This is a genomic window from Nigerium massiliense, from assembly GCF_000826085.1.
GTDB lineage: Bacteria > Actinomycetota > Actinomycetes > Propionibacteriales > Propionibacteriaceae > Propioniciclava > Propioniciclava massiliense.
On the sequence record NZ_CCYM01000003.1, the window covers coordinates 327039 to 352209 of the forward strand.

At 69.4% G+C, this 25171-nt stretch carries 25 protein-coding genes; 16 read left to right on the forward strand and 9 right to left on the reverse strand.

Annotation, left to right across the window (positions count from 1 at the left end):
- Positions 1-44: 44 nt before the first annotated feature.
- A complete protein-coding gene (locus BN1187_RS07885) occupies positions 45-1085 on the reverse strand; it encodes a glycosyltransferase family 2 protein (RefSeq protein ID WP_040160678.1) in 1041 nt (346 codons plus the stop codon).
- A gap of 19 nt (positions 1086-1104) precedes the next feature.
- Positions 1105-2292: a UDP-galactopyranose mutase gene (gene glf, locus BN1187_RS07890; RefSeq protein WP_052462496.1), complete on the reverse strand. Its 1188-nt coding sequence runs from the start codon at positions 2290-2292 to the stop codon at positions 1105-1107.
- 350 nt (positions 2293-2642) lie between these two features.
- Between glf and BN1187_RS07895 the strand changes: the two genes are divergently transcribed.
- Both BN1187_RS07895 and BN1187_RS07900 read left to right on the forward strand, forming a co-directional pair.
- Complete coding sequence (locus tag BN1187_RS07895) at positions 2643-4337, forward strand: hypothetical protein (protein ID WP_040160680.1); 1695 nt, start codon at positions 2643-2645, stop codon at positions 4335-4337.
- A gap of 285 nt (positions 4338-4622) precedes the next feature.
- The gene (locus BN1187_RS07900; RefSeq protein ID WP_052462497.1) at positions 4623-5435 is read left to right on the forward strand and encodes a M23 family metallopeptidase; all 813 of its coding nucleotides are present in this window, start codon (positions 4623-4625) and stop codon (positions 5433-5435) included.
- A gap of 10 nt (positions 5436-5445) precedes the next feature.
- Here BN1187_RS07900 and BN1187_RS07905 read toward each other — a convergent pair whose 3' ends face one another.
- Positions 5446-5913 carry a GatB/YqeY domain-containing protein gene (locus tag BN1187_RS07905; RefSeq protein WP_040160682.1) on the reverse strand — a complete coding sequence of 156 codons (468 nt, stop codon included), beginning with the start codon at positions 5911-5913 and terminating at the stop codon, positions 5446-5448.
- A 91-nt stretch (positions 5914-6004) separates the two neighbouring features.
- Between BN1187_RS07905 and thpR the strand changes: the two genes are divergently transcribed.
- From thpR to metW, 4 genes are all read left to right on the forward strand, one after another.
- A complete protein-coding gene (gene thpR, locus BN1187_RS07910) occupies positions 6005-6562 on the forward strand; it encodes an RNA 2',3'-cyclic phosphodiesterase (protein ID WP_040160684.1) in 558 nt (185 codons plus the stop codon).
- 68 nt (positions 6563-6630) lie between these two features.
- Entirely contained in the window at positions 6631-7917 is a 1287-nt protein-coding gene (locus tag BN1187_RS07915) for an O-acetylhomoserine aminocarboxypropyltransferase/cysteine synthase family protein (RefSeq protein ID WP_040160687.1), read from the forward strand.
- Positions 7918-7937: 20 nt separating this feature from the next.
- Complete coding sequence (metX, locus tag BN1187_RS07920; RefSeq protein WP_235750639.1) at positions 7938-9050, forward strand: homoserine O-acetyltransferase MetX; 1113 nt, start codon at positions 7938-7940, stop codon at positions 9048-9050.
- Positions 9047-9679: a methionine biosynthesis protein MetW gene (metW, locus tag BN1187_RS07925; RefSeq protein ID WP_040160691.1), complete on the forward strand. Its 633-nt coding sequence runs from the start codon at positions 9047-9049 to the stop codon at positions 9677-9679. Before metX ends, metW begins: the two co-directional genes overlap by 4 nt.
- Before the next feature lie 74 nt (positions 9680-9753).
- Here metW and BN1187_RS07930 read toward each other — a convergent pair whose 3' ends face one another.
- Positions 9754-10650 carry a 5'-3' exonuclease gene (locus tag BN1187_RS07930; protein ID WP_040160693.1) on the reverse strand — a complete coding sequence of 299 codons (897 nt, stop codon included), beginning with the start codon at positions 10648-10650 and terminating at the stop codon, positions 9754-9756.
- A gap of 26 nt (positions 10651-10676) precedes the next feature.
- Between BN1187_RS07930 and BN1187_RS07935 the strand changes: the two genes are divergently transcribed.
- A complete protein-coding gene (locus BN1187_RS07935; RefSeq protein WP_040160695.1) occupies positions 10677-11114 on the forward strand; it encodes an Lrp/AsnC family transcriptional regulator in 438 nt (145 codons plus the stop codon).
- Positions 11115-11239: 125 nt separating this feature from the next.
- Here the strand turns inward: BN1187_RS07935 and BN1187_RS07940 are convergent, their stop codons facing one another.
- Positions 11240-12583, reverse strand: a complete 1344-nt coding sequence (locus BN1187_RS07940) for a dipeptidase (RefSeq protein ID WP_040160697.1) — start codon at positions 12581-12583, stop codon at positions 11240-11242.
- A gap of 124 nt (positions 12584-12707) precedes the next feature.
- Between BN1187_RS07940 and lnt the strand changes: the two genes are divergently transcribed.
- The 3 genes from lnt to BN1187_RS07955 are packed head-to-tail and all read left to right on the forward strand — an operon-like array spanning position 12708 to position 15643.
- Complete coding sequence (gene lnt / locus BN1187_RS07945; protein ID WP_052462499.1) at positions 12708-14309, forward strand: apolipoprotein N-acyltransferase; 1602 nt, start codon at positions 12708-12710, stop codon at positions 14307-14309.
- Positions 14302-15087, forward strand: a complete 786-nt coding sequence (locus BN1187_RS07950) for a polyprenol monophosphomannose synthase (protein WP_040160699.1) — start codon at positions 14302-14304, stop codon at positions 15085-15087. Before lnt ends, BN1187_RS07950 begins: the two co-directional genes overlap by 8 nt.
- 1 nt (position 15088) lies before the next feature.
- Entirely contained in the window at positions 15089-15643 is a 555-nt protein-coding gene (locus BN1187_RS07955; protein WP_157754761.1) for an FxsA family protein, read from the forward strand.
- 30 nt (positions 15644-15673) lie between these two features.
- Here BN1187_RS07955 and BN1187_RS07960 read toward each other — a convergent pair whose 3' ends face one another.
- The 3 genes from BN1187_RS07960 to BN1187_RS07970 form a co-directional block, all read right to left on the reverse strand.
- Positions 15674-16006 carry an RNA polymerase-binding protein RbpA gene (locus tag BN1187_RS07960; RefSeq protein ID WP_040160701.1) on the reverse strand — a complete coding sequence of 111 codons (333 nt, stop codon included), beginning with the start codon at positions 16004-16006 and terminating at the stop codon, positions 15674-15676.
- 88 nt (positions 16007-16094) lie between these two features.
- Positions 16095-17420, reverse strand: a complete 1326-nt coding sequence (locus BN1187_RS07965; RefSeq protein ID WP_040160703.1) for an MFS transporter — start codon at positions 17418-17420, stop codon at positions 16095-16097.
- Positions 17417-18190 carry a glycerophosphodiester phosphodiesterase family protein gene (locus BN1187_RS07970; RefSeq protein WP_040162664.1) on the reverse strand — a complete coding sequence of 258 codons (774 nt, stop codon included), beginning with the start codon at positions 18188-18190 and terminating at the stop codon, positions 17417-17419. Before BN1187_RS07970 ends, BN1187_RS07965 begins: the two co-directional genes overlap by 4 nt.
- A gap of 71 nt (positions 18191-18261) precedes the next feature.
- Between BN1187_RS07970 and pdxY the strand changes: the two genes are divergently transcribed.
- Complete coding sequence (pdxY, locus tag BN1187_RS07975) at positions 18262-19113, forward strand: pyridoxal kinase PdxY (RefSeq protein WP_040160705.1); 852 nt, start codon at positions 18262-18264, stop codon at positions 19111-19113.
- 75 nt (positions 19114-19188) lie between these two features.
- Here the strand turns inward: pdxY and BN1187_RS07980 are convergent, their stop codons facing one another.
- Positions 19189-20709 (reverse strand): helix-turn-helix domain-containing protein, encoded by a 1521-nt coding sequence (locus BN1187_RS07980; RefSeq protein ID WP_082034601.1) that lies wholly within the window; start codon positions 20707-20709, stop codon positions 19189-19191.
- A gap of 156 nt (positions 20710-20865) precedes the next feature.
- Between BN1187_RS07980 and lpdA the strand changes: the two genes are divergently transcribed.
- The 5 genes from lpdA (at position 20866) to BN1187_RS08005 (ending at position 25168) form a co-directional block, all read left to right on the forward strand.
- Positions 20866-22266 carry a dihydrolipoyl dehydrogenase gene (lpdA, locus tag BN1187_RS07985; protein WP_040160707.1) on the forward strand — a complete coding sequence of 467 codons (1401 nt, stop codon included), beginning with the start codon at positions 20866-20868 and terminating at the stop codon, positions 22264-22266.
- A 114-nt stretch (positions 22267-22380) separates the two neighbouring features.
- Positions 22381-22725 (forward strand): PadR family transcriptional regulator, encoded by a 345-nt coding sequence (locus BN1187_RS07990; protein WP_040160710.1) that lies wholly within the window; start codon positions 22381-22383, stop codon positions 22723-22725.
- Positions 22722-23456: a hypothetical protein gene (locus BN1187_RS07995; RefSeq protein ID WP_040160711.1), complete on the forward strand. Its 735-nt coding sequence runs from the start codon at positions 22722-22724 to the stop codon at positions 23454-23456. The genes BN1187_RS07990 and BN1187_RS07995 overlap by 4 nt, the downstream gene beginning before the upstream one ends.
- A 136-nt stretch (positions 23457-23592) precedes the next feature.
- Positions 23593-23985, forward strand: coding sequence for a (R)-mandelonitrile lyase (locus BN1187_RS08000; RefSeq protein WP_040160713.1), 393 nt, complete (start codon positions 23593-23595; stop codon positions 23983-23985).
- 154 nt (positions 23986-24139) lie between these two features.
- Positions 24140-25168 carry a hypothetical protein gene (locus BN1187_RS08005; RefSeq protein ID WP_040160715.1) on the forward strand — a complete coding sequence of 343 codons (1029 nt, stop codon included), beginning with the start codon at positions 24140-24142 and terminating at the stop codon, positions 25166-25168.
- Positions 25169-25171 lie beyond the last annotated feature (3 nt).

Below are 25171 nucleotides of genomic sequence, written 5' to 3' on the forward strand. Positions count from 1 at the left end.
CCGGCGGTTGGGGGAGAGACCCCTGTGGGAACCGTACCGACGGGTCAGTTGAACCGGTACAGGCGCTGGGCGAGGCGATAGAGACCCAGCGACAGGCGGCGTCCGAGCTTGCCCGGGAAGTTGGCGCCCAGCGGCAGCATCGCGCGGCGCAGGCGGCGGTACAGCGCGGGATCGGTCGAGCGGATGTGGTCCCACATCTTCCTGCGGTCGGCGAGCGCCTCGGCGTTGCCGGCCCGATCGGCCAGGATGGCGATGATCGAGCTCGCCGCGACGATCAGAGCGAGGAAGGCCTCCATGTAGCGCGCCAGGCGTGGGTTGCCGGCGTCCTGGGGGAGGCGGTGGGCCTCCACCATGATGCGCGTGATGCGCATCTGCTGGTCGAGGCGCGACACCATCACCGGCTCGTTGACCGACTGGTCGTCGCGCCCGATGAAGTAGCGGTACAGGTCGACGGGCAGGTAGTAGAGCGTCTTCACGTGCGGCAGCGGCACGTAGACGAAGATGTTGTCGACGTAGAACGTGTGCTCGGGCAGCCGCAGACCGCACTCGCGCAACAGCTCGGTGCGGTAGATCGCCGCGTGCATCAGGATGTTCTGCCCAGGGCCGAAGTGGCCCACCTCGTCCCAGCCGAGGATGCGGTTCTCCGGCAGCGCGCGCTGGTAGTTGATGACCCGCTGGGAGTTCGAGATTGTGTGCTCGTAGACGTAGTTCGCGACCACAAGGTCGACCTGCTGGTCGTTCGCGATGAAGCCGCGCAGGGTGTCGAGCATGGCGTGCAGGGCGTCGGCGTCGAGCCAGTCGTCGGAGTCGACGACCTTGAAGAACACGCCCGTCGCGGCGTCCAGGCCGGCGTTGACCGCACCGCCGTGTCCGGCGTTCTCCTGCTGGATGGCCTTGATGATGGACGGGTGCCGAGCCGCCCACTCGTCGGCCTTGTCGCCGGTGTTGTCCTTCGTGGAGCCGTCGTTCACGATGATGATCTCGATGTCGTCACCCCCCACCAGGATCGACTCCACGCACTGATCCATGTAGGCCGCGGAGTTGTAGCAGGGGATGACGAACGAGATCGTCTTGGGGTCGGTCACGGGAACTCCGGTCGTAGGGTCAGTGGCGGTCGATCAGGCGTCCCGCGAGCTTCAGCGCTCGGTTCACCACCTGATCCATGTTGAAGTAGCGGTAGTCGGCCAGGCGGCCGATCGCGTGGAAGTCGGGCAGCTCGGCCGCCAGCTCGCTGTAGCGGCGGTGCAGGTCGAGGTTGGCGTCGTCGATGATCGGGTAGTACGCCTCGTCGTCCGTGTCCGGCTGGTAATCGCGGGGGTACTCCCGGACGATCGACGTGTGCCCCGGCACCTGCTGCTTGGTGAGGTGCTTGAACTCGGTGATGCGGGTGAAGTCCTCGCTGACGGTGTAGTTGACCGTGCCGCTGGGCTGGTACTCGTCCACGGGGAGCGACTCGAAGGCGAAGTCGATCGTGCGGTACGGCAAGTGCCCGAACTGGTTGCCGAAGAGCTCGTCCAGCGGCCCGGTGTAGACGACGGTTCCGTCGAAGGGCACCCCCTGGACGAGCACCTGCTCGGCTTCGAGACTCAGCACCGAGCGGGCGTCGATGCCGCAGCGGACGGTGATGTTCGGATGGTCGAGCATGCGCTGCACCATCGCGGTGTAGCCGTCGGCGGGGAGGCCCTGGTGGGCGTCCTGGAAGTAGCGGCAGTCCTCCGAGATGAACACCGGCACCCGCGCCGTCACCGACGGGTCGACCTCGTCAGGGCCCACGCCCCACTGCTTCGTGGTGTAGGTGACGAAGACGTTGCGGTAGACGTAGTCGGCGACCTCGGCCAGGTCGGGGTCGCTCTCGTCCCGCAGCTGCCGGATGGTCACCTTCTCGCCGTCGCCGTAGCGGTCAATGAGCTTGGCGATGAGTTCCTCGCCGCGCTGCGGACCGAAGGCCACGCGGATCGACTGCTTGTTGAACGGGACCGGCAGGTACTGTCCGTGAACGTTGGCCAGGACCTCATGCTGGTACCCGTTCCAGTCCGTGAAGCGGGAGAGGTAATCGAACACCGTCTGGTTGTTGGTGTGGAAGATGTGCGGGCCGTACAGGTGGATCAGGACGCCCGAGGAGTCCAACTCGTCGTAGGCGTTGCCGCCGACATGCCTGCGGGCCTCGAGAACGAGCACACGCCGCCCGCCCCGTTCGGCAAGCTCGCGGGCCACCGTGGTGCCGGACAGGCCGGCCCCCACCACCAGGCAATCGAAGTCGGAGGCGCGAAGGTCGTCAGGGTCGGCGATCAACGAACGCCCCCCAACCAGAACGCAACCAGTCGGCTACCCATGACTTCCTCTCTGGTGAACGGATCCCAACGAGCCTATCGGAGGCGCGCCAAGGGGGTCACATCGACGGGCCGATGGGCCAAGGACCGCAGGGGTATTCGGCCTCGGCCCTCAGGGGGAGGCGTCCCCGGGGTGGGACTTAACAAGTTGACGAGTCCTTCGTACTTTCGGACCTAGTCATAGAGACATGTGTCCTCAAAAATGAAGAGCGGACCAAGGGACCAACTCCGTATTGGCCTTCTCCCAGAAAGAACCCCCACGTGAACACGAACCCCAGTCGGGGCAGCTCTGCGTGCCCCGGTCTCCGATCCTTGGCCGTCATCACCACCTCTCTCCTGTGTCTCGCGGCCGGCGTCCCGGCTGCGCAAGCCGCCCCCGGGCCGACCGCGTGGTCGGGCTGGCAAGCCCCCGAGCGCTGGCAGGATCCCGCCTCCACGATCGGCTGGCGCGTCTCGGCCGCGTCCGTCACCGCGGGCACTGTCGGCAGCGACATCACCCTCACCGCGGACACGGACCCGTCCACCCGCATCGACTGCGCCACGCTCGGCATCGGCCACGGCAAGGCCGGTGGCTGGCGCAACCTCACGCCCGTGCGTAAGGAGTGCAGTCCCGCACGCGCCAGCGTGACCGTCCGTGTCGACCAGGCGATGGTCGGAGGCGAGCCCGCGCTGACCGCGCGATCCCAGCCCACGGCTGCTGAGGCGTCCTACACCCTGACGGGGACGGTGCAGGTCGGCGCCGCCCCCAAGGCCACGCTGCGGGCGACCGCCGCGCGTCCCGCCAATGCCTCGGTCCCGCCAACAGGGGGTGCCGGCGCGGACCCCAGCCTGACGAGCCTGTCGCGGGTCCCGTGGGAGGGCGGGGCCGCCTACTACCAGCGGTTCCCGGACGCCGTGCGTGGCGGATGGGCGGACGCGCACCACTTCCCGATCGGTTTGTGGTGGGGGGTGGCGTCCAGCGACGCCGAGATGAAGGCGGACATGGGCTACGGAATCAACACGTACGTCATCACCAACCCTGACTCCGACCCGGCGATGTTCGAGCGCACCGGCATGGACTACATCGGCACGGCGCTGCCGGGGCAGAAGCGGCGCTCGGCGGCCTGGGTGGGCGACTTCCTCTCTGACGAGGTGGACGGCCGCTACGAGCCTGCCGCCGGGCAGCAGCACCTCGCCGATACGGTGAACGCGCTGCCCGATCACCAAAAGATCGTGTACACCAACTTCACCGGCATGGTGATCTCGTGGTTCGCCAACAACCCGGCGTGGGACAAGGCGTCCCTGGACTTCGTGAACAAGTACACGGACGCCGTCTCACTGGACTCCTACTGGTTCTCCGGCTACCAATGCGACCAGGACGAGCCGCACGGCGGCGCCTACCTCACGCCGTTCACGAAGTCCCAGTGCCGGACGTCTCAGAACTACGGCCGCACGGTGAAGTCGCTCCGGGCCCGAGACGCAGCCGACGGCAAGCTGCAGCCGGTGTGGAACTTCGTGGAGAACACCGAGGTGGCACCCGACGGTTACAGCACGTACCGGCTGAGCCCCGCTCAAGTGAAGGGGGCCGCCATGAGTTCCCTCATCAACGAGGCCCGCGGGCTGGTCTGGTTCAACAACTCCTTCGGCGGCGCCTGCGCGGCCAGCAACGCCATCCGGCAGGCGCAGACCAAGCCCGGGTACGCCTGCAAGCCGCAGGTCGAGGCGATGGGCGAGGTGAACCGGCAGATTCAGCGGCTCGCCCCGGTTCTCAACACCCAGTCGTACGCGTTCACCTTCGGCGACGGGCTGGAGACGATGCTGAAGGCGCATGACGGTTACGCCTACATCTTCGCGATGTCGACGGACGACCATGCGCCGGGTTCCCGGACGTTCGCCTTGCCGCGCGAGTTGCAGGGCAAGACCGTCGAGGTGGTGGACGAGGGGCGCACGCTTCAGGCGAAGCAGACCTTCACCGACACCTTCGCCACCCACGACAGCTACCACATCTACCGGGTGAAGCTGGCCTGAATCATCACCGGCCCGCTGGCGCGGAGACGCCGTCAGCGGGCCGGCAGGGCGGCCGGATCCGACCCAGCCCCTCGAAGGGTCCCGGAGTTCGCCCGGTCGTCCGGTGGCCCACCGGCGAGTGAATGTGAAAATTGGTTGAAGCAATCCTGAAGGTGTTCTCTCAGAGCATGGTGACATCTGTCTCTAAAACTGCGAGGGTCGTACCTGGCTACCAGAGTCCCGATAGTTCTTCCCCCGGCGGACGCCAGCCAGCAACCATCCGTCCTGTGCCGGGAGATCACCACCATGTCGTTCAAGAAAGCCCTGCCCGTCGCCGTCCTCGCTGCCGGATTGGCCCTGCCGGCCGTCGCGGCCGCGCCCGCCGAGGCCGCCACCGCAACGACCGTGACCCGGCAGGTCTGCAAGGCCACCTCGGTCAACGTGCGCTCCGGACCCAGCACCAGGTACAAGAAGGTCGGGTCGGTGAAGAAGGGCGTCGTCGTCCGGGGAACCAAGAGCGGCGGCTGGCTCAAGATCGGCACCAGCCGTTGGATGAGCTACTCCTACACGTGCGCCCCGACCGCACCCAGGCTGGTAGCGCCCGCCGAGTCCGCGCGCGCCACGCCCGCACCCGCCCCCGCCACGCCGGCACCGGTTGATCCCGGCCCCGCGAAGCCCGCCACGCCTGTGACCGTCGGTTTCCTGCAGCCGACGGGCACCAACGGGTCGCCCACGTCGCCGTTCGGCATGCGCGTCCACCCGATCACCAAGGTCCGCCAACTGCACAACGGGATCGACATCGGCAACGCGGCGGGACGGCCGGTCTACGCCGCCTACGGCGGGACGGTCCTCTCGTCCGGGTGGTCGAACGGCGGCGGGAACACCGTCAAGATCGACCATGGGCGGGTCGGCGCGGTGGCCACCGTCCGCACCTATTACCTTCACCTGTCGCGCTCGGTGGTGACGTCCGGTACCGAGGTGACCCGCGGCCAGCTCATCGGGTACGTGGGGTCGACCGGTTCGGTCACGGTGGCGCACCTGCACTTCTGCGTGCTGGAGAACGGCGCGTACGTGAACCCCGAGAAGTACCTCGGCCCCATCGCGACGTTGAAGCGCTGATCGCGAGCGCTCAGGACAGCGCCGCGCGCACCTTCGCCGCGACCGTGCCGCCCTCGGCGCGTCCCTCGGCACGTCCGGTGACGGCCTTGATGATCTGGCCCATCTGCTTCATGGTCGGCTTCGCCCCCAGGGACGCCTCGGCGTTCGCCACCTCTTCGCCCACCAGGGTGACCAATTCCTCGTCCGTCAGCGGCGCCGGCAGGTACGCGGCGAGGGTCTCGGCCTCCGCGAGTTCCTTGCTGGCCAGTTCGGGACGGTTGCCCTGGGTGTAGGCCTCGGCGGAGTCCTTGCGCTTGTGGACCTCACGGGTCAGGACGGCCTGCTCGTCGGCCTCGCTCAAATCCTTGGCGGCCTTGCCGGCCACCTTCTCGTTCTTGAGCGCTGCGATGGCCATGCGCAGCGTGCTCGTCTTCTGCTTGTCCCCGGCCTTCATGGCCGCGATCATGTCGGCGTTCAGCCGGCTCTCCAGGCTTCCCATGCTTCCTCCTCTGATTCGTCGTCCATCTTCGCACGGACGCCCTCGACTCCTTGTCATCCGGCTCGGGCTGGTCAGTGCCTAGGATCGGCCCATGGCAGCTCGCATGTTCGTGGCCCTCGTCCCGCCGCAGCACGTCGTCGACGACCTGGCCGGCTTCGTCGAGCCGCGCCGCAGTGCGGACGACCGGCTCCGGTGGACACGTCCCGAGACCTGGCACATCACCCTGGCTTTCATGGCGGCCGTGGGGGAGCGGCACGTCGATCGGCTCCTCGAGGCCCTCGCAGAGGCGTGCGAGCGGACGGCCGCCTTCGACCTCCATCTCGGCGGTGGCGGCGTCTTCCCGAACCCGGCTGAGGCGCGGGCGCTGTGGCTCGGCGTCCGTGACGGCGAGCCACAGCTCGCCCAGCTGGCGGATCGCGCCCGGACCGCAGCCGAGCGCGCCGGCGTCGGTGTCGATGGGGCGCGTTACGTCGGCCACCTCACGCTGGCCCGCGCCCGACGGCCTTTCAACGCGACCAAGTGGCTCGGCGTCGTCGGCGCGTACCCGGGGGCATCCTTCCGCGCCGAGAGCGTCGAGCTGATCGAGTCGCACCTGAACGATCCGGGCCACCGCTACGAGACGATCGCCCGTCTGCCCTTGCAGAGATGAGATAGCGCGGCTCGGCTCGTGAGACCGCCTTAGGCTGGGCCGAACGACACCCGTCCTGGGAGGGGAACATGGACTACCAGTTGGAGACGCTCGCGGTGCACGCGGGCCAGGAGCAGCCGGACCCGGCCACGAACGCCCGGGCGGTGCCGATCTACCAGACCACCTCGTATGTCTTCGACAGCACCGAGCACGCCGCCGACCTCTTCGCGCTGCGCACTCCCGGCAACATCTACTCGCGCCTGATGAACCCCACCCAGGACGCCTTCGAGGCCCGGGTCACCGCCCTCGAGGGCGGCCTGGGTTCGCTCGCGGCCGCGACCGGGGCGGCTGCGATCACGATCGCCGTCCAGAACCTGTGCAGCGCCGGGGACAACTTCGTCGCGTCGTCCAAGCTCTACGGCGGCACGTTCGCCCTGTTCGCGCACACGCTGCCGCAGTTCGGCATCGAGTGCCGCTTCGTCGACCCGGACGACCCGTCCGCCCTGGACGCCGTCGTCGACGACCGCACCAAGCTCGTCTTCGGCGAGTCGATCGGCAACCCCGCCCTCAACGTGATGGACGTGGACGCCTGGGCCGAACGCGCGCACGCGCACGGGCTGCCCCTGGTCATCGACAACACCGTCGCGACGCCCTATCTGTGCCGCGTCTTCGACCACGGCGCCGACATCTCGGTGCACTCGGCCACCAAGTACATGGGCGGCCACGGTACGCACATGGGCGGCGTCATCGTCGACTCGGGACGCTTCGACTGGGCCGCGAACGCGGCGCGTTTCCCGAACATGACCTCGCCCGACCACGCCTATCACGAGACCGTCTGGACGGATGCCGCCGGCCCTGCCGCCTACATCACGCGCGCTCGCACGGTGCTGATGCGGAACATGGGCGCGACGATCTCTCCGACGAATGCCTGGCAGATCCTCATCGGCCTGGAGACCCTGCACCTGCGCATGGAGCGGCACAGCAGCAACGCGATGGCCGTGGCCACGTTCCTGCAGCAGCACCCCGACGTCGCGTGGGTCAGCTACCCCGGGCTCGAGGGGACGCCGTGGCACGAGACCGCGCTGCGCGTCCTGGACGGCCAGGGCTTCGGCGGCCTCGTCTCGTTCGGACTGAAGGCGGGGCGTCAGGCCGGCTCGACGTTCATCGAGAGCCTGCAGATCTTCAGCCACCTGGCCAACATCGGCGACGCGAAGAGCCTCGCGATCCACAACGCCACCACGACGCACAGCCAGCTGACGGACGAGGAGCTCGTCCAGGCCGGCGTGGTGCCGGAGGGCGTCCGGCTGTCGGTCGGCATCGAGAACGCCGACGACCTCATCGCCGACCTCGACCAAGCTTTGGCGAGGACGCATTGAGCGGTAGGGACGCGGGCTCGGTGGGCTTGACGGTCACCCGCTCGGCGCGGCTGTTCAGCGCCGACGAGCCCCTCGCCCTCACGTCGGGACGCACGCTCGGCCCGATCGACGTCGCTTACGAGACCTACGGCACGCTGGACGAGGACGGCGGCAACGCCGTCGTCATCTGCCACGCCCTGACCGGGGACGCCCACGCGGCCGGCTACCACGGCGACGAGACGCGTCCGGGCTGGTGGGACACGCTGGTCGGCCCCGGCAAGCCGGTCGACACCGACCGGTTCTTCGTGATCTGCGCCAACCTGCTGGGCGGCTGCCAGGGCACGACGGGGCCGTCCTCGACGATGCCCGGCACCGACCACGCGTACGGGCTCGACTTCCCGCTTTTGGCGATGGGCGACTTCGTGGAGGTGCACCGGGCGCTGGCCCGGCACCTCGGGGTGACGCGGCTGCTGGCCGTCATCGGCGGGTCGCTCGGCGGCATGCAGGTGCTGGACTGGTCGCTGCGCTACCCCGACGAGGTGGCCAACGCCATCGTCATCGCGGCGTCGAGCCGGCTGACCGCGCAGAACATCGCGTTCTCCGCCGTGGCGCGACGGGCGATCACCAGCGACCCGGCGTTCCACGACGGCCAGTACGCGGCGCGCGGGGTCAACCCGGACGTGGGGCTGGCGATCGCCCGGATGATGGCGCACATCACCTACATGTCCGAGGACGCCCTCGACGAGAAGTTCGGCCGAATGCCGCAGGGGGACGTCCGGGCGCCCGGGTTCGGCATCGACTTCGCGGTCGAGAGCTACCTCGACCACCAGGGCCAGGTGTTCCTGCAGCGCTTCGACGCGCTGTCGTACCTCTACCTGACCAGGGCGATGGACTACTTCGACCCGTTCGCGACGCTGGAGCCGGTCCCGCGGGAGCGCCCGGTGCGCTACCTCGTGCTCTCGTTCGATTCGGACTGGCGCTTCTCGACCGCGCACTCGCGGCGGATCGTCCGGCACCTGGAGGGTGCGCGGTGCCCGGTGACGTTCCGGGAGATCGAGGCGCCGTGGGGGCATGACTCGTTCCTGTTGACCGTGCCCGACTATCACGACACCGTGCGGGCCTATCTCGACCGTGCCCTGGAGGTGGGGCTGTGAGCGGAGCGACAGAGGCCCTTCGGCCGGACCTGGCCCTGGTGGCGAGCGAGATCCCGGCGCGCGCGCGCGTCCTCGACATCGGGTGCGGGTCGGGCACGCTGCTGGCGCACCTGATGGCCGAGCAGCACTGCACCGGGACCGGCATCGAGATCGACCACGAGAAGGTCGTGCGGGCCATCCGGCGCGGAGTCCCGGTGATCGAGCTCGACCTCGACGAGCAGCTCACCGATTTCGGCGACGGGAGCTACGACGTGTGCGTCCTGTCGCGCACGATCCAGACGATCCAGCGACCGGCACACGTGCTGGAGCAGATGGGTCGCATCGCCGGACACCTGATCGTGTCGGTGCCGAACTTCGGCTGGTGGGGGCATCGGTTGCGCCTGCTGGCCGGCTCGATGCCGAAGTCGCGGGAGCTGCCGTTCGAGTGGTACGACACGCCGAACATCCGGCACACGACGCTGCGGGATCTGGAGACGTTGTTCGACCGGCTCAATTTCCGGATCGAGCGCCGCTACACCTACACCGCCAGCGGACGCCGACTGCGCCAGCTCGGACGCGGCGCCAACCTCCTCGCCGGCGCCGCGATCTACGTCCTGCGCCCGACCAGCGGGACGCCCACGCCCGGCTGAGGGAGGGTGGTTGCGCCCCGTGGTCGGTGGGCTGTCGTCGTCGGGCGCGTTCGGATGCGCGAGCCGAGCGGTCCTCAGCCGGCCAGGGCCGCCAGGATTCGCTCGGCGGCGCCCCCCAGATTGAGCTCGTCGGCGAGTTCGGCGAACCGCTTCGGGTCGCGAGGCTCTCGGGGCCGGGTGAGATCCAGCTCGGGAAGGTCGACGTCCCGTTCGCACGCCACCACCTGGGACGCGTTCGCCAGGTAGTCGACGTTCGTCGTCAGCGCCTTGCGCACGGCGGGGGTGAACGTGTCGGCGGCCGCGACGATGCCCTCGAGATCGCCGTGCTGGGCCAGCAGGGACGCCGCGGTCTTCTCACCGATGCCCTTCACTCCGGGCAGCCCGTCGGACGGGTCGCCGCGCAGGACGGCGAAGTCGACGTACTGCCCGCCGGTGATGCCGTACTTCGCCGCGAGCCAGCCGTCGGTGACGCGCTCGTGCTTCTGGACGCCGCGGGCGACGTACAGCACGCGGATCGAGCGGTCGTCGTCCACGAGTTGGAAGAGGTCCCGATCGCCGGTCACGACGTCCGCCGGGCCGGGGGCGCGCTCGGCCAGCGTGGCGATGACGTCGTCGGCCTCGTAACCGTCCGCGCCGACGATCGGCAGGCCGAGGGCGTCCAGCGTTTCGCGGATGAGCGGCACCTGCGCGGTCAACTCCGGCGGCACGATCTCGACGTCGCCGTGGTCGACGCGGTGCGCCTTGTACGTGGGCAGCAGGTCGACGCGCCACTGCGGGCGCCAGCTGTTGTCCCAGGCGCACGCGACCCGCTCGGGGGAGTAGTCGGTGATGAACCGCGCGAGGAAGTCCAGCAGCCCGCGGACGGCGTTGACGGGGCGTCCGTCACGGGAGACGAGGGTGGCGGGAAGTCCGAAAAAAGCCCGGAAAAAGAGCGATGCAGCGTCAAAAAACTGCGAATGGGGCTCGTTCATTGGCTCATGGTGACACAATCTCTCGCATGGAAAGCACCGACCAGCAGATCCTCGCGCTCCTTGCGCGAGACGGACGCATGTCGTACACCGACATCGGCCGCGAGACCGGACTGTCCACGTCCGCGGCGCAGCAGCGCGTCCGCCGCCTGGAGCAGCGTGGCGTGATCACCGGCTATCGCGCGTTGGTCGATCCCGGTTCGCTGGGCAAGGTGCTGACCGCGATGATCGAACTGCGCGCGACCGACCCGGACGCGGAGGAGCTCGTCCCCGAACGCATCGCGGAACTGCCCGAGGTCGTCACGTGCTATTCCGTGGCCGGGGACGCCTCCCACATGCTGATCGCCCAGGTCGGGACGCCGCTCGAGCTGGAGTCGCTGCTGACCAAGATCAGGACGTCGGCGCGGGTGAGCACCCGGACGACGCTGGTGCTCTCGGTGCCGTTCGAGCACCGCCCGCTCGTCTGAGCCTCGGGCTCCGCGGAGGCCGCTGGTGGGCATCAGCCCCGCCAGGTAGCCGAGCCGCCCGCCCGTCACGACTCGAACCACCGGGCCCCGGCCAGCCGGCCGGGGCCCGTCCGGGTCTCGCAGGGTCAGGGGCGCTCGGCGAGCTTGCTGATCCACAGTGCCTCGCCCAGGATGGCCTTTTCGAAGTCGGCCACCGAGAGCGACTCGTCGATGCCGTGCATGCGGGTGTCGGGGTCGACGACGCCGGTCACGAGCAGGTCCATCTCGGGGAACCGGGCCCGCAGGTCGGCGGCCAGCGGGATCGATCCGCCCTGGCCGATGAACACCGGCTCGGTGCCGAAGCTCTCGGACAACGCGGCGAACGCGGCGTCCGTCACCGCCCCCTCGAACGGAACGTTCGTGCCGCCGGCGGCGCCCTCTTCACCGAACGACACCTGAGCCCCGAACGGCGCGTGTTCGCTGAGGTGCTTCTTCAGGGCCGCGAGCGCGGCGTCCGCGTCCTGCCCCGGGGCGAGCCGCATGCTCACCTTCGCCCGCGCGCTCGGCGCCAGCGTGTTGGACGCCCGGGCGACCGGCGTCGCGTCCAGGCCGATCACGGTGATCGTCGGCTGGGCCCACATGCGCTCGACGAGCGACCCGCGTCCGATGAAACCGACGCCGTCGAGAAGGCCCGTCTCCTCGCGGAGCCGGTCTTCGGGGTAGTCGAGGTCGGCGACGTCGTCGACGGTGAGGCCTTCGACGGCGACCGAGCCGTCGTCGTCCCACAGCGTGCCGAGCAGCTTGCACAGCGTCGTCACCGCGTCCGGCACGACGCCGCCGTACTGCCCCGAGTGCAGCGCGTGGTCGAGGGTGCGCACCTCGACGACCACGTCGGCGAGGCCGCGCAGGGTGGTGGTGAAGGCGGGGCTGCCGACCGTCCAGTTGGCGGAGTCGCAGATGACGAACGCGTCCGCGCGGACGAGGTCGGCGTGCTCGTCCAGGAACGCGCCCATGGTGGGCGATCCGGATTCTTCCTCGCCCTCCACGAACACGGTCACGCCCACCGGCGGCTTCCCGCCGAAGGCGCGGAGCACCGCCAGGTGGACCGCCACGCCCGCCTTGTCGTCGGCGACGCCCCGGGCGTAGAGCCGGCCGTCGCGCTCCGAGACGGTGAACGGGTCGGACGTCCACAGCTCCTCATCGCCCATCGGCTGCACGTCGTGGTGGGCATAGAGGGTGACGGTGGGCTTGCCCTCCGGCGCGGGGTAGCGGCCGACGACGGCGGGTTTGCCGCCGTCCGCGGAGAGGATCTGGACGTCCGGGCAGGACGCCTCGCGCAGCAGCTGCGCCACCGCCTCGGCGCTGGCGCGCACGTCGGCGTCGTGATCGGGCATCGCGCTGATGGAGCGGATCGCTACCAGGCGGGTGAGGTCGTCGATGACCCCGGGGAGTTCGCGGGCCACGGCCTCGCGCAGATCAGTCTCGGTCATGACAGCGACCCTAGCGAGGTGCTCCGACAATCCGCGAAGGGGACGGCGCTCGGCGGTCGCCGAGGTCGTGGGAACCGGCAAGCAATGCCCGAGGATGTCGGAGCCGCCGACTAGGCTGCACGCCGTGACAGCCACCACCACAGGCGCGACCTCGACCCGTCCGTTCCTCGCCTGGTGGGCGCTCTTTCCGCTGGCCGCGCTGGCCGGCGTCGCCTTGTCCGCTGCGTTCCCGCCCGTCGGCGGCTGGGGATGGACGCTGGCCGGGGTCGTCGCCGTCGCCGCGGTGGTCCGGCTGGCACCCGGGCTGTGGGCCTGCGTGAGCGCGCTGACGATCACGGGGTTGGTGCTCAACGCGCTGGCGATCAGCTGGCAGGCGGTGATCAGCGTGGAGTCCTACGTCGGGCTCACCGTCATCGAAGCCCTGTACTTCTCCGCTCTGGGCGCCGCGCTGTACGCGGTGCGCGCGTGGGCGGCCGCGCCCGTGCTCCAGGCCGGCCTGTGGACGGCGGTCGAGTTCGTCCAGGCCCGCTGGCCGTTCGGGGGGTTCGCGTGGACGCGGCTGGGCTACGGCGTGATCGACTCCCCGTTCGAGGGCTACTACCCCTTCATCGGGGCGGGCGCTGTCGGCTTCCTGGTGGCGCTGGTGGCACACCTGATCGTCTGGTCCGTCGGGCGGAACCGACGCCGGACGCTCCGACGCGTCCTCGCCGCCCTCGTCGTCGCCGCGCTGGTCCTCGGGATCGGCGCCCTCGGCACCACCTACCGACCCGACCGGGACGCCTCCCTGGGCACCGTCGACGTTGGCTACGTGCAGGGCGGCGCCCCCGGCGGCGGCGTCTACGGCCTCGGGACACCGCGCACGATCACCTACAACCACATCCGGGAGAACGCCCGGCTGCTCGCCCGCATCCGCTCCGGAGAACTGCCCCAACCCGCGTTCATCGTCTGGCCCGAGAACTCCACCGACATGGACCCCTTCCGCGACTCCGAGACGCGCCGCCTGGTGGACGACGCGGTGCGCGCCGGCGGGCTCCCGGTCATGGTCGGCTCGCCGGTCGTCGGCCCGGGCGTCGACGAGCGGCAGACGCTGGCTCTCTGGTGGACGCCCGACGGCCCCTCCGGCACCTACGCCAAGCGCGACCTCGTGCCGTTCGGCGAGTGGATCCCGTTCCGCTCGCTTCTGCTGCCACTGATCCCGCTGCTGCGGTACGTGGGGGAGCAGACCGTCCCGGGCACCACCCCGGGCGTCCTCGAGACTGGGATGGGCTACCGGGCCGGCGTCGCGATCTGCTTCGAGGTGGCGTTCCCCGAGACGCTGTACGAGGCGGTCGATGCCGGCGCGCAGACCATGGCGATCCAGAGCAGCAACGCGATGTTCCAGCACACGCCGCAGATCGAGCAGCAGTTCTTGATCACCCGGGTGCGCGCCGCGGAGCTGCGGCGCGAGCTGCTGGTCGTCACGACGTCCGGGGTCTCGGGACTCATCGGGCCGGACGGCGGCACGCTCCAGCGGTTACCGGAGTCGGTGGGCGCCAGCGGCGTGGTGACGCTGCACCGCTCGACGCTGCGCACCCCGGTCGTGCTCGGCGGCCGGTTCGCCGAGCACGCGATCGCCCTCGCGGCGGCCCTGTGCCTGCTCGGCGGGTTTATCGCAGCGCGACGCGGCCGCCATGCGGAACAATGGACGACTACGACCGAACGACGAGGGGGAGCAACTGATGGCTGAGGCCGATTTGGGAAAGGTCCTGGTGATCATTCCGACCTACAACGAAGTCGACAACGTCGACATGATCACCGGACGCCTCCGCGCGTCCGTGCCCGAAGCGGACATCCTCATCGCCGACGACAATTCTCCCGACGGCACGGGCGAGCGGGCCGACGAGCTCGCGGCCGAGGACGACCACATCAAGGTGCTCCACCGCAAGGGCAAGGAGGGCCTGAGCGCCGCCTACCTGGCGAGCTTCCGCTGGGGGTTGGAGCGGGGCTACGACGTCCTCGTCGAGTTCGACGCCGACGGCTCGCACCAGCCCGAGCAGCTGCCGCAGATCCTCGCCGCGCTCCGCAACGCCGACATGGTCAAGGGCTCCCGCTGGGTCAAGGGGGGATCAGTCGTCAACTGGCCGAAGTCGCGCGAGCTGCTGTCCCGCGGCGGCGGGGTGTGGACGTGGCTGATGCTCGGCATCCCGGTCAAGGACGTCACCGGGGGCCTCAACGCTTTCCGCGCCGACACGCTGCGCGCGATCATCGACGACGTCGAGGCGGGCGGGTCCGGCGGCTACGGCATCCAGCGCGACCTCACCTGGAACGCCTACCGCAAGGGCTTCCGCATCGTGGAAGTGCCGATCGAGTTCCGCGAGCGCGAGCGCGGCGACTCGAAGATGGGCTCCGACGTCGTGCTCGAGGCGCTGAAGAAGACCACGCAGATGGGCGCGAAGTACCGCGCGGGTCAGGCGCGTGATCTGGCGCGCCGGTTCCGGCGCGGCCCTCGTGGCGGGGGGCGCTGACGTGCGGCGCTCGACGATCCTGTGGCTGGCCGCGGCGGTGCTCGCGATCGTGGAGATCTGGCTGATCGCCACGGCGGTCAACAAGATCGGCGGCCTGTGGACGCTGCTGATCCTGCTGGCCAGCGCCCTCGTCGGCGCGTGGATCGCCCGGCGGCAGGGCGCCGAAACGCTGCGCACCCTGCGGAGCGCCACCGATCCAGCGCACGCCGAGGAGGCGCTGAGTTCGTCCGCGCTCGTCATGCTGGGGGCGTTCCTGCTGATCGTCCCGGGTTTCCTCACCGACATCGTCGGCGCGCTGCTGGTGCTGCCGCCCACCCGCGGGTTCGCCGGGCGGGCGCTCAACGGCGTGTGGCGCTGGGCGACCAAGGACATCAGGGATCGCATCTCGATCGTGGAGGCGCGGCTCGACCGCGGCTCGGTCGTCGAGGGGGAGACCGTCGAGGGCGCCGCCGAGCCGGGGCGTCCGGGCGCCTACGACCCGACCGGTGACGCACATCGCCCCGGCGACCGGGGCCCGGGCGGGCCGACGATCATCCGGGGCGAAATCGAGGAGTAGCGCGAGCGGCGCCCGTGGCGCCGGTCACGGTCACTGGTCCTTGCGGAGGGCCTCCAGCCGCTCGGCGAGGATGTCTTCCAACTCTTCGATGGAGCGGCGTTCGCGCAACATGTCCCAATGGGTGCGGACGGGCTTGGTCTCTTTCACCTCGGGCTCCACGCCGTCGGAGCGGCGGGCCATCTCGCCGCAACGGGGGCACTCCCACTCGGTGGGCAACTCGGCCTCCATCGCGAAGGTCACGGCGAAGTGATGTTCGTTGGGGCAATCGAACTCGAGATCTTGTCGGGCGGCGAGCTCCACCCCCTGGGTGTCGGCCAGGCTCTTCGACCCGAGCCCGTGTCCCTTGAGGGATTTCTCAGCCATGTCGTCGTCCTCTCCTTCTACGAGCGGGGTTGCTCACTCCAACGTTGCCACTCGATGATTTGTTCCCCCCGGGGCGGCGTGCCGATGTTCAGTGGGTGCCTCGCACGTCCTTGACGCCGAGCATGGCGAGCGCCCCCAGCAGGAGCACCGCGACGATGCCCAGGATGCCCCAGTACTGGGTGTTCGCCTGACCGGTGACGAGGGCGCCCAGCCCGATCGCCAGGCCGAACGCCGACGGCGCCAGGAACGACACGGCGCGTCCGGTCGTGGCGTAGAGGCCGAAGATCTCGCCGGACTGCCCCTCGGGGATGAGCCGGGCCAGGAAAGAACGGGACGCCGACTGGGCCGGGCCGACGAACGCGCAGAGCAGGAGGCCGCACACCCAGAACACCTGGGGCCCGCGGTCGTGCAGCGCGAAGATGGCCACGCACAGGGCCACGAGCGCGCCCAGCGACCCGATGATGACCCGCTTCGGCCCGAATCGGTCGTCCAACCATCCGGACGCGATCGTCGCCAGGCCCGCGATGATGTTGGCCGCGGCGCCGAACACGATGACCTGCGCGCCGGTGAAGCCGAACGTCCCCGCGGCGATCACCGCGCCGAAGGTGAACACGCCGCTCAGCCCGTCGCGGAACAGCGCGGACGCGATCAAGAAGTACGCGGTGTTGCGCTGGGTGCGCCACAGCCGCTTGATCGAATCCCAGAGCAGGGCGTACGAGCGGGCGACGCCGATTCTGGGCGCCGCGGGCCGTGGCTCGTCCCGCAGCGCCAGGAACGTGGGCAGGGTGAAGACGACCGTCCACAGCGCGCAGCCCAGCATCGACACCCGGATGTCGAGCCCGTCGGCGTTGCTGACGCCGAAGAGGCCGACCTGCGGCTGGATGAACGCGAAGTAAAGCAGCAGCAGCACGACGATCCCGCCGAGGTAGCCCATGCCCCAGCCGAAGCCGGACACCCGTCCGACGTTGGCGGGGGTCGCGACCCGATCGATCAGCGAGTAGTAGTTGACGTTCGCGATCTCGGCGATGATCGAACCGACGCCGAGCATGATCAGCCCGAGCCAGAGGTAGTTCGGGTGCGGGCGGACGAAGAACAGCAACCCCGAGATCACGGCCAGCGCCCAGGTCAGCCAGCGCAGATTGCGGACGGTGTGCCCGGTGCGGTCGGAGTTCTGGCCCAGCACCGGCGCGAGAAGGGCCACCAACAGCCCGGCGAGGGCGGTGCTCAGCGACAGCGACTGCGACGTGAAGTTGGTCTCCCCGAAGGCCGGCGAGGTGAGGTAGACGCTGAACACGAACGTGGTGATGACGGTCTGAAAGGGCTGGGTGCCCCAGTCCCACATCGCCCAGGCGACGACCTGGCGCTTCGACCCGCGTCCGGGCTGGGCGAGGGCACCGTTCTGCGCGGTGCTCATAGGTCTTCCCACAGCCCGCGCGAGGTCACGACGTCGCGCAGCGTCAGGAGGTCGTCGCTGACCAGGCCGTCCACGCCGAGGTCGAGCAGCCGGTTCATCTCGTCGGCGTCGTTGATCGTCCAGACGTGCACCAGCTTTCCTGCGCGGTGGCAGGCGGCCACGAACCGCTCGGTGACCAGGGGGACGCCGAGGCGTGGCACGCGCGTGGGCACCTGCGCCGCGACCCCGCCGGGGCGGCCCAGCAGCGGCAGCAGGGGAGCGGCCAGCCAGGCGACGCCGACGGCGCTCACGGACGTCGCGACGCTGCGCCGGGTGAGGCGGCGGAACCGGTGGATGCGGGCGGTGTCGAACGATCCGACGCACACCCGATCCTGGACGCCGCGGCGCTCGATGAGGTCGGCGAGCGGCTCGACGCCCGCGTCGCTCTTGATGTCGATGTTGAGGGTGCAGTCGGGGACCGCGTCGAGGACGTCGTTCAATAGCGGGACGGGCTCACTCCCGCCGATGCGGGTATCGGCGAGTTCGGCGTAGGTCAGGTCGGCGATCGCGCCGGCGCCGTCGGTCACTCGGTCGAGGACGTCGTCGTGGAAGGCGACCACTTGGCCGTCGGCGGTGACGTGGATGTCGGTCTCCATGGCGCGGAAGCCGAGCGCGCGGGCGTTGCGGAAAGCGGTGAGGGTGTTCTCGAGCGCCGGCGGGACGTCCCCGCCGTAGCCGCCGCGATGGGCGAGAGCGGTGAAGCGGCCGAAGTACGGGTGACGGTCGGGCACGGGGACACTGTACGTCTTGCGGCGGCCGCTCACGCGGGGCTGAGCGCCACGGTGGAGCACAATGGTCCCTTGTGACAACGATTCTCTCGATCCAGTCCACGGTCGCGTACGGCCACGTCGGCAACTCCGCGGTGACGTTCCCGCTGATGCGTCTGGGCGTCGAAGTCTGGCCGGTGATCACCGTGCACTTCTCGAACAACACGTCCTATGACCAGTGGACGGGACCGATGCTTCGGCCCGAGGACGTCTACGACGTCGTCGCGGGACTCGACGCCTTGGGCGTCCTCGGTGAGGTGGACGCCGTGCTGACCGGTTACCAGGGCGCGCCCGAGATGGGGTCGCAGATCCTGCGGATCGCCGAACTGGTCAAGCAGCGCGCGCCCGAGGCCGTCTGGTGCTGCGACCCGGTGATGGGTGACGTCGGTCTGGGCATGTACGTGCTGCCGGGCATCCCGGAGTTCATGCGTGACGAGGTCGTCCCGGCGTCCCAGATCATCACCCCGAACCACTACGAGCTGAACTTCCTCGCCGGGCGGGAGACGTCCACGGTCGAGGACATCGTCGACGCCGCGCAGGCTCTGCGGGCGTCCGGACCGGAGACCGTGCTCGTGACGAGCGCGCTCGTCGACGGCGCGCCCGAGGACGAGCTGTCGTTGATCGCGGTGGACGGCGAGGGCGCCTGGCGCGTCCGCACCCCGCGGATGAACTACTACTACACGGGCTCCGGCGACCTGACGTCCGCCATGTTCCTGCACCACTGGCTGCGGAGCCGGTCGCTGCCGGAGGCGCTGGGCCGCACCGCGGACGTCGTCTACTCGGTGCTGGAGAAGACCAAGGAGCTCGGACGCCGCGAGCTCGCCCTCGTCCAGGGACAGGACCTGCTGGCGAACCCGACGGCGCATTTCGAGGTCATGCCGATCTGAGCGATCCCGCAGACGCGCCACGGGCGGCTCCCGGCAGGGAGCCGCCCGTGATCGTGTCAGGCGCCGGGCGTCCGCCTAGTCGTAGAAGACCTCGATCTCGGCGCCCAACGCGTTGAGGCGGTTCGGCAGGTCCTCGTAGCCGCGGTTGATGACGTAGACGTCGCGCAGCACGCTCGTGCCGGACGCCGCCAGCGTCGCCAGCAGCAGGCACACCGCGGGGCGCAGCGCCGGCGGGGAGACGAGCTCCTGCGGACGCCAGCGCGTGGGCCCCTGGACGTTCAGCCGGTGCGGGTCGAGGAGCTGCGTGGTGGCGCCGAGCTTGCCCAGGTCGAGCAGGTGGATGGCGCGGTTCTCGTAGACCCAGTCGTGGATCAGGGTGCGGCCGTCGGCCACCGCCGCGATGACGGCGAAGAACGGCAGGTTGTCGATGTTGAGGCCGGGGAACGGCATCGGGTGGATCTTGTCCGCGGCCGCGTGCAGGTGGCTCGGACGCACCGTGATGTCGACCAGCCGGGTGTGCCCGTTGTCGGCCGGGTACTCCGGGGAGATGGAGAAGTCCTGGCCCATCTCCTCGAGGATCGCCAACTCGATCTCAAGGAACTCGATCGGGCAGCGCTCGATCGTGAGCTCCGAGCCGGTGACGATCGCCGCGGTGATGAGGCTCATCGCCTCGATCGGGTCTTCCGACGGGCTGACCTCCACGTCCTTGTCGATGCGCTCGACGCCGCGCACCCGCAGGGTGGTGGTGCCGATGCCGTCGATCTGGACGCCGAGTTGCTGCAGGAAGAAGCAGAGGTCTTGCACCATGTAGTTCGGCGAGGCGTTGCGGATGACGGTCAGGCCCGGGTTGAGCGCGGCGGCCATCAGGACGTTCTCGGTGACGGTGTCCCCGCGTTCGGTGAGCGTGATGTTGTGCTGGTCGGCGCCGACCTGGTGGACGCGGGCCTTGTACCAGCCTTCCGTCGCGGTGACGTCGAGGCCGAAGTTGTGCAGCGCCTGCATGTGCGGCGTCACGGTGCGGGTTCCGAGGTTGCAGCCACCGGCGTAGGGCAGCTGGAACAGGTCCATCATGTGCACCAGCGGGCCCAGGAACATGATGATGCTGCGCGTGCGGCGGGCCGCCTCGACGTTCATCGACTCCAGGTCGAGGACGGCCGGGCGCTCCAGCGTCAGGGTGGACTTGTCCTCGGCCCACTCGACCTTCATGCCGATCGATTCCAGCACCTCGAGGATGCGGTTGACCTCTTCGATCCGGGCGATGCCCCGCAGGACGGTTCGGCCGTGGTTGAGCAGCGAGGCACACAGCAGGGCCACCGCCGCGTTCTTCGACGAACGCACGTGGATCGAGCCGTGCAGCTTCGTCGGTCCCTTCACCCGCAGGTGCATGGCCGCGCCGGGCTTCTCGAACAGGCGATGCTGGAGGGCTTCGGCGCTGCGGTTGACCAGGTCGGCGTCCGCGGTTTCGCCGGACTCGATGGCGTTGATCTGGCTCGCCTCGGTGCCGACGGCCTCGGCCAGTTGATCCTGCGACAAGCCGCGTTGATGCCGAACGATGCGGATCAGGCCGCCGATGCTCGTGGGTGAGATCTCAGTCACCTCGGCATGTTATCCCAGCGGGACGAGGGACGCGGAGCGGCTGGCCGTCGTCCACGGTCATGCCCGCTGGTGTCGATCTGGACACGGAAACCCGGCACGCGGCACGGCGGTCGCCGCCCGTACCGGAAGGTCAGGGACGTGGAATAGAGTGGCGTCATGAGCTCACACTTCGACGTTGTTGTCCTGGGCGCCGGCCCCGGCGGCTATGTAGCCGCGATCCGGGCTGCGCAACTCGGTCTCAAGACCGCGATCATCGAGAAGGAGTACTGGGGCGGCGTCTGCCTCAACGTCGGCTGCATCCCGACCAAGTCGCTCCTGCGGAACGCGGAGATCGTCCACATCATCACCAAGGAGGCCGACACCTTCGGCCTCTCCGGCGAGATGACCGCCGACTACGGCAAGGCGTTCAGCCGCAGCCGTGCGGTGAGCGATCGCATGGTCAAGGGTGTCCACTTCCTGATGAAGAAGAACAAGATCACCGAGATCCACGGGTGGGGAACGTTCGTCGACGCGAAGAAGATCAGCGTCGAGAAGGAGGACGGCTCCACCGAGGAAGTGACGTACGACAACGTCATCATCGCGGGCGGCGCGACCACGAAGCTGCTGCCCGGCACCGAGGTCAGCGAGAACGTCGTGACCTACAAGGAGCAGATCCTCGCCGAGAAGCTCCCCAAGTCGATCATCGTCGGCGGCTCGGGCGCCATCGGCACCGAGTTCGCCTACGTCCTCAACTCCTACGGCGTCGAGGTCACCATCGTCGAGTTCCTCGACCGCATGGTGCCCACCGAGGACAAGGAGATCTCCGCCGAGCTGGCCAAGCAGTACAAGAAGCTCGGCATCAAGGTCATGACCGGCACCAAGGTCGAGACGGTCGAAGACACCGGCTCCGGCGTCAAGGTGACCGTCAGTCCGGCCAAGGGTGGCGACCAGCAGGTGCTGGAGGCCGACAAGTTCCTGCAGGCGATGGGCTTCGCGGCCCGCGTCGACGGCTTCGGGCTGGAGAACACCGGCGTCGAGCTCACCGAGCGCAAGGCGATCGCGATCGACGACTACATGCGCACGAACGTCGAGGGCATCTACGCGATCGGCGACTGCACCGCGAAGATGATGCTCGCGCACACCGCCGAGGCGCAGGGCGTGGTTGCGGCCGAGACCATCGCCGGCGCGGACACCATGCCGATCAACTACGACATGATCCCGCGGGCCACCTACTGCCAGCCGCAGGTCGCGTCCTTCGGGTACTCCGAGGAGCAGGCCAAGGAGCGCGGCTACGACGTGAAGGTCGCGAAGTTCCCCTACAGCGCGAACGGCAAGGCGTGGGGCCTGGGCGACGCCGTCGGCTTCGTGAAGGTCGTCGCGGACGCCCGCTACAACGAGATCCTCGGCGCGCACATGATCGGTCCGGACGTGACCGAGCTGCTGCCCGAGCTCGTGCTGGCTCAGATGTGGGACCTCACCGCGGACGAGGTCGGTCGCTCCATCCACGCGCACCCGACTCTGTCCGAGGCGTTGAAGGAGGCCGTCGAGGGCGTCGCCGGTCACATGATCAACCTCTAAAGAGCGCCTCCGAGCGATCGCACCGGAGCCCCGTGGGAGTTGTCCCACGGGGCTCCGTCGTTCTCGGCGACGAGGTAGCTTGCGCGCCTGGCTAGTCAGACATACGATCTAGTTGTGCAAGGGAACAACTGGCCAGGGGAGTGGCTGCGCGGCGTCCTGGAGGTCTCGGTGCTCCGGGTTCTCTCGGACGGCGCGAGCTACGGGTACGCCATCGCGCAGCGCCTCGCGCAGGCGGGCTACGGGGACATCAAGGGCGGCACGCTCTACCCGTTGCTGTCGCGCCTGGAGTCGTCCGGGCTGGTCACGACGCACTGGGCCGCCGGCGAGGGCGGCCCCGGGCGCAAGTTCTTCGAGCTCACCCCTGCCGGCCGCGAGCGGTCGGACGCCCTTTCCGACGACTGGGGCCGGTTCGCCGAGCTGACCAGCCGTTTCGTCACTCACTCTGGGAGCACGCAATGACGGACAATTCCTCGACCTTCGACCTCACCACGACCACCGGGTGGCTGAACCGGTTCGCCGCCGAGCTTCGCCTGCGGGGCGCCACCGGCGCGCAGACGGGGGACGCCTTGGCGGAGGTCGAGTCCTTCGTCGCCGACTCGGGGCAGACCCCGCAGGAGGCTTTCGGCGATCCGCGCGCTTACGCGGAGACCGTCATGCCTGCCGAGCGGGCCGAGAGCCGACGATCCCTGGCGGGTGTCGTGGCGGTCGGGGGCGCGGCCTACCTCGGGGCGGGCGCGGTCATCGGCGCGCTCCTGTCCGGGGGCGGCCCGGTCCCGGTGCGGCTCGGCGAGGTGGTGGCCGTCGGCGCCCTCGCGGTGGTCAGCGTGGTCCTCGCTCGGGCGTTCCCAGTGCTGGCGAGGACCAAGCGCCTGTGGGGGCTCCTGGTCTTCCTGCTCGTCGGCATGGTGCTCACCGTGTTGCCCGGGCTGTTGTACCCCCAGCCGATCGCCTCGGTGCCCGCGTGGGCCAGCGGCGTCGTCGGCGTCGCTTTGCTCGCGCTGGCCGCGTCCTACCTCTCGGTGCTCGCCAAGAGCGATCCGATCCGTGACCCGCGCCGACCGGGGCTCGCACCGTTGAGCCCCGAAGAGCAGGGCCTGGTCGACGAGGGGCGTCCGGTTCAGGCGATGAGGCTCTACCGGCAGCGCACGGGTGCGTCCCTGATGGACGCGCGCCGCGCTGTCGAAAGGTAGTCGTCGCTCCATCGTGGAAGGTGCCCGGGCGCGACCCGTCACCCTTGCAGCTCGCGGCCGCGCATGCGGCCTGGACGGACACCGCGTCACGGCGGTATTGGTGGACCCCGAGGTATCCATCCCCCTAGGAGGACCCGTGAAGTACACGCCCATTGGCGCCCAGAGCGCCGCGGGACCCGCGGACTCGTTCACCGGCACAGTGTTCATCGACGGCATCCGCAAGCCCGACGAGCAGACCGCGATCGGCTGCTCCCACGTGCGGTTCACCCCCGGCGCTCGGACGTACTGGCACACGCACCCCAAGGGGCAGACGCTGTACGTCACCGACGGCATCGGCTGGGTTGGGACGCGCTCGGGCACACAGGAGATCCGTCCAGGCGATGTCGTCTACATCGAGCCCGGGGAGTTGCACTGGCACGGTGCCACGCGCGACCGGTTCATGGCGCACGTAGCGATGCAGGAGGCGGACGAGTCCGGACAGGTCGTCGCGTGGCTCGACCCTGTCTCCGAGGACGACTACCACGCCTGAGCCGCGGCGTTCCTGCGAGCGGTGCGGCCCGCGATCCGGCGTGCTGGACGACCGGGCGTGTCCTCCCGGGGGTGCTGACAGCCAGCGCCTAGCCTCATGGACGACCAGACCGCCGGCCGACGTTGTCGTCGGCAACTCTCGAAGGACGCCGCCCATGCGCTACCGCTCAACCGCCGTGGGACTGATCGCCGCGGCCCTGCTGGCCGGCTGCTCGGCCGGCCCCGCCGCGCCGCCACAGACGGACGTCGCCGCCCCCGCATCGTCCGGCACGCCGGCGGACCAGGCGACGCAGACCAGCCGGTCCGTCGGGCCGGACGTCGGCTGGGGCGCGGCCCCTGGCACGACGGGCGAGACGCAGGCGGGCCCGGAGTCCACGCCGGGCCCCAAGGAGTTGCCCCGCGGCGGCCGCGAGGTCTTCCCGCGCTACCGCCTCTTCGGCTATTCGGGCTACCCGGGCGCCAAGGCGCTGGGACGCCTCGGCATCGGCGACATCAACGAGCGCATGGTGGAGATGGAGGAGCGCGGGCAGGCCTACCGCAAGGGCCGCGAGTTGCTGCCCACGATGGAGCTCATCGCGACCATCGTCCACGGCAAGCCCGGCGCGGACGGCATGTACCGCACCCGCGTCGACGACCAGGTCATCCAGAGCTGGCTCGACACCGCCCGCCAGCACAAGGCGATCCTGCTGCTGAACATTCAGCCGGGACGCGCGAACTTCATCGACGAGCTCAAGTACTTCGAGAAGTGGCTGAAGGAGCCGGACGTCGGCGTCGCCCTCGACCCCGAGTGGGCGGTGGACGCGAACCAGAAGCCCGGCGCGGTGTTCGGCAACACCACCGGTCAGGAACTCAACGAGTGCGCCGAGTACGTGTCGAAGATCGTCACCGACAACGACCTGCCGCAGAAGGTGTTTCTGTACCACCAGTTGCACGTCGGCATCGTCCGTAGTGAGACCGACCTCAAGGAACATCCCGGGATCGCGCTGGTGAAGTCGATCGACGGCATCGGCTCCTACAAGATGAAGAAGGAGACCTACGACGTCATCGTGAAGCGGACGCCCGAGTACGTGCACAAGGGATTCAAGCTCTTCTACGAAGAGGACACCCGCGGCTCGTGGAAGCTGATGACGCCCGACGAGGTCATGGGCCTGCAGCCCGAACCCGAGTACGTGTTGTTCGAGTGATCG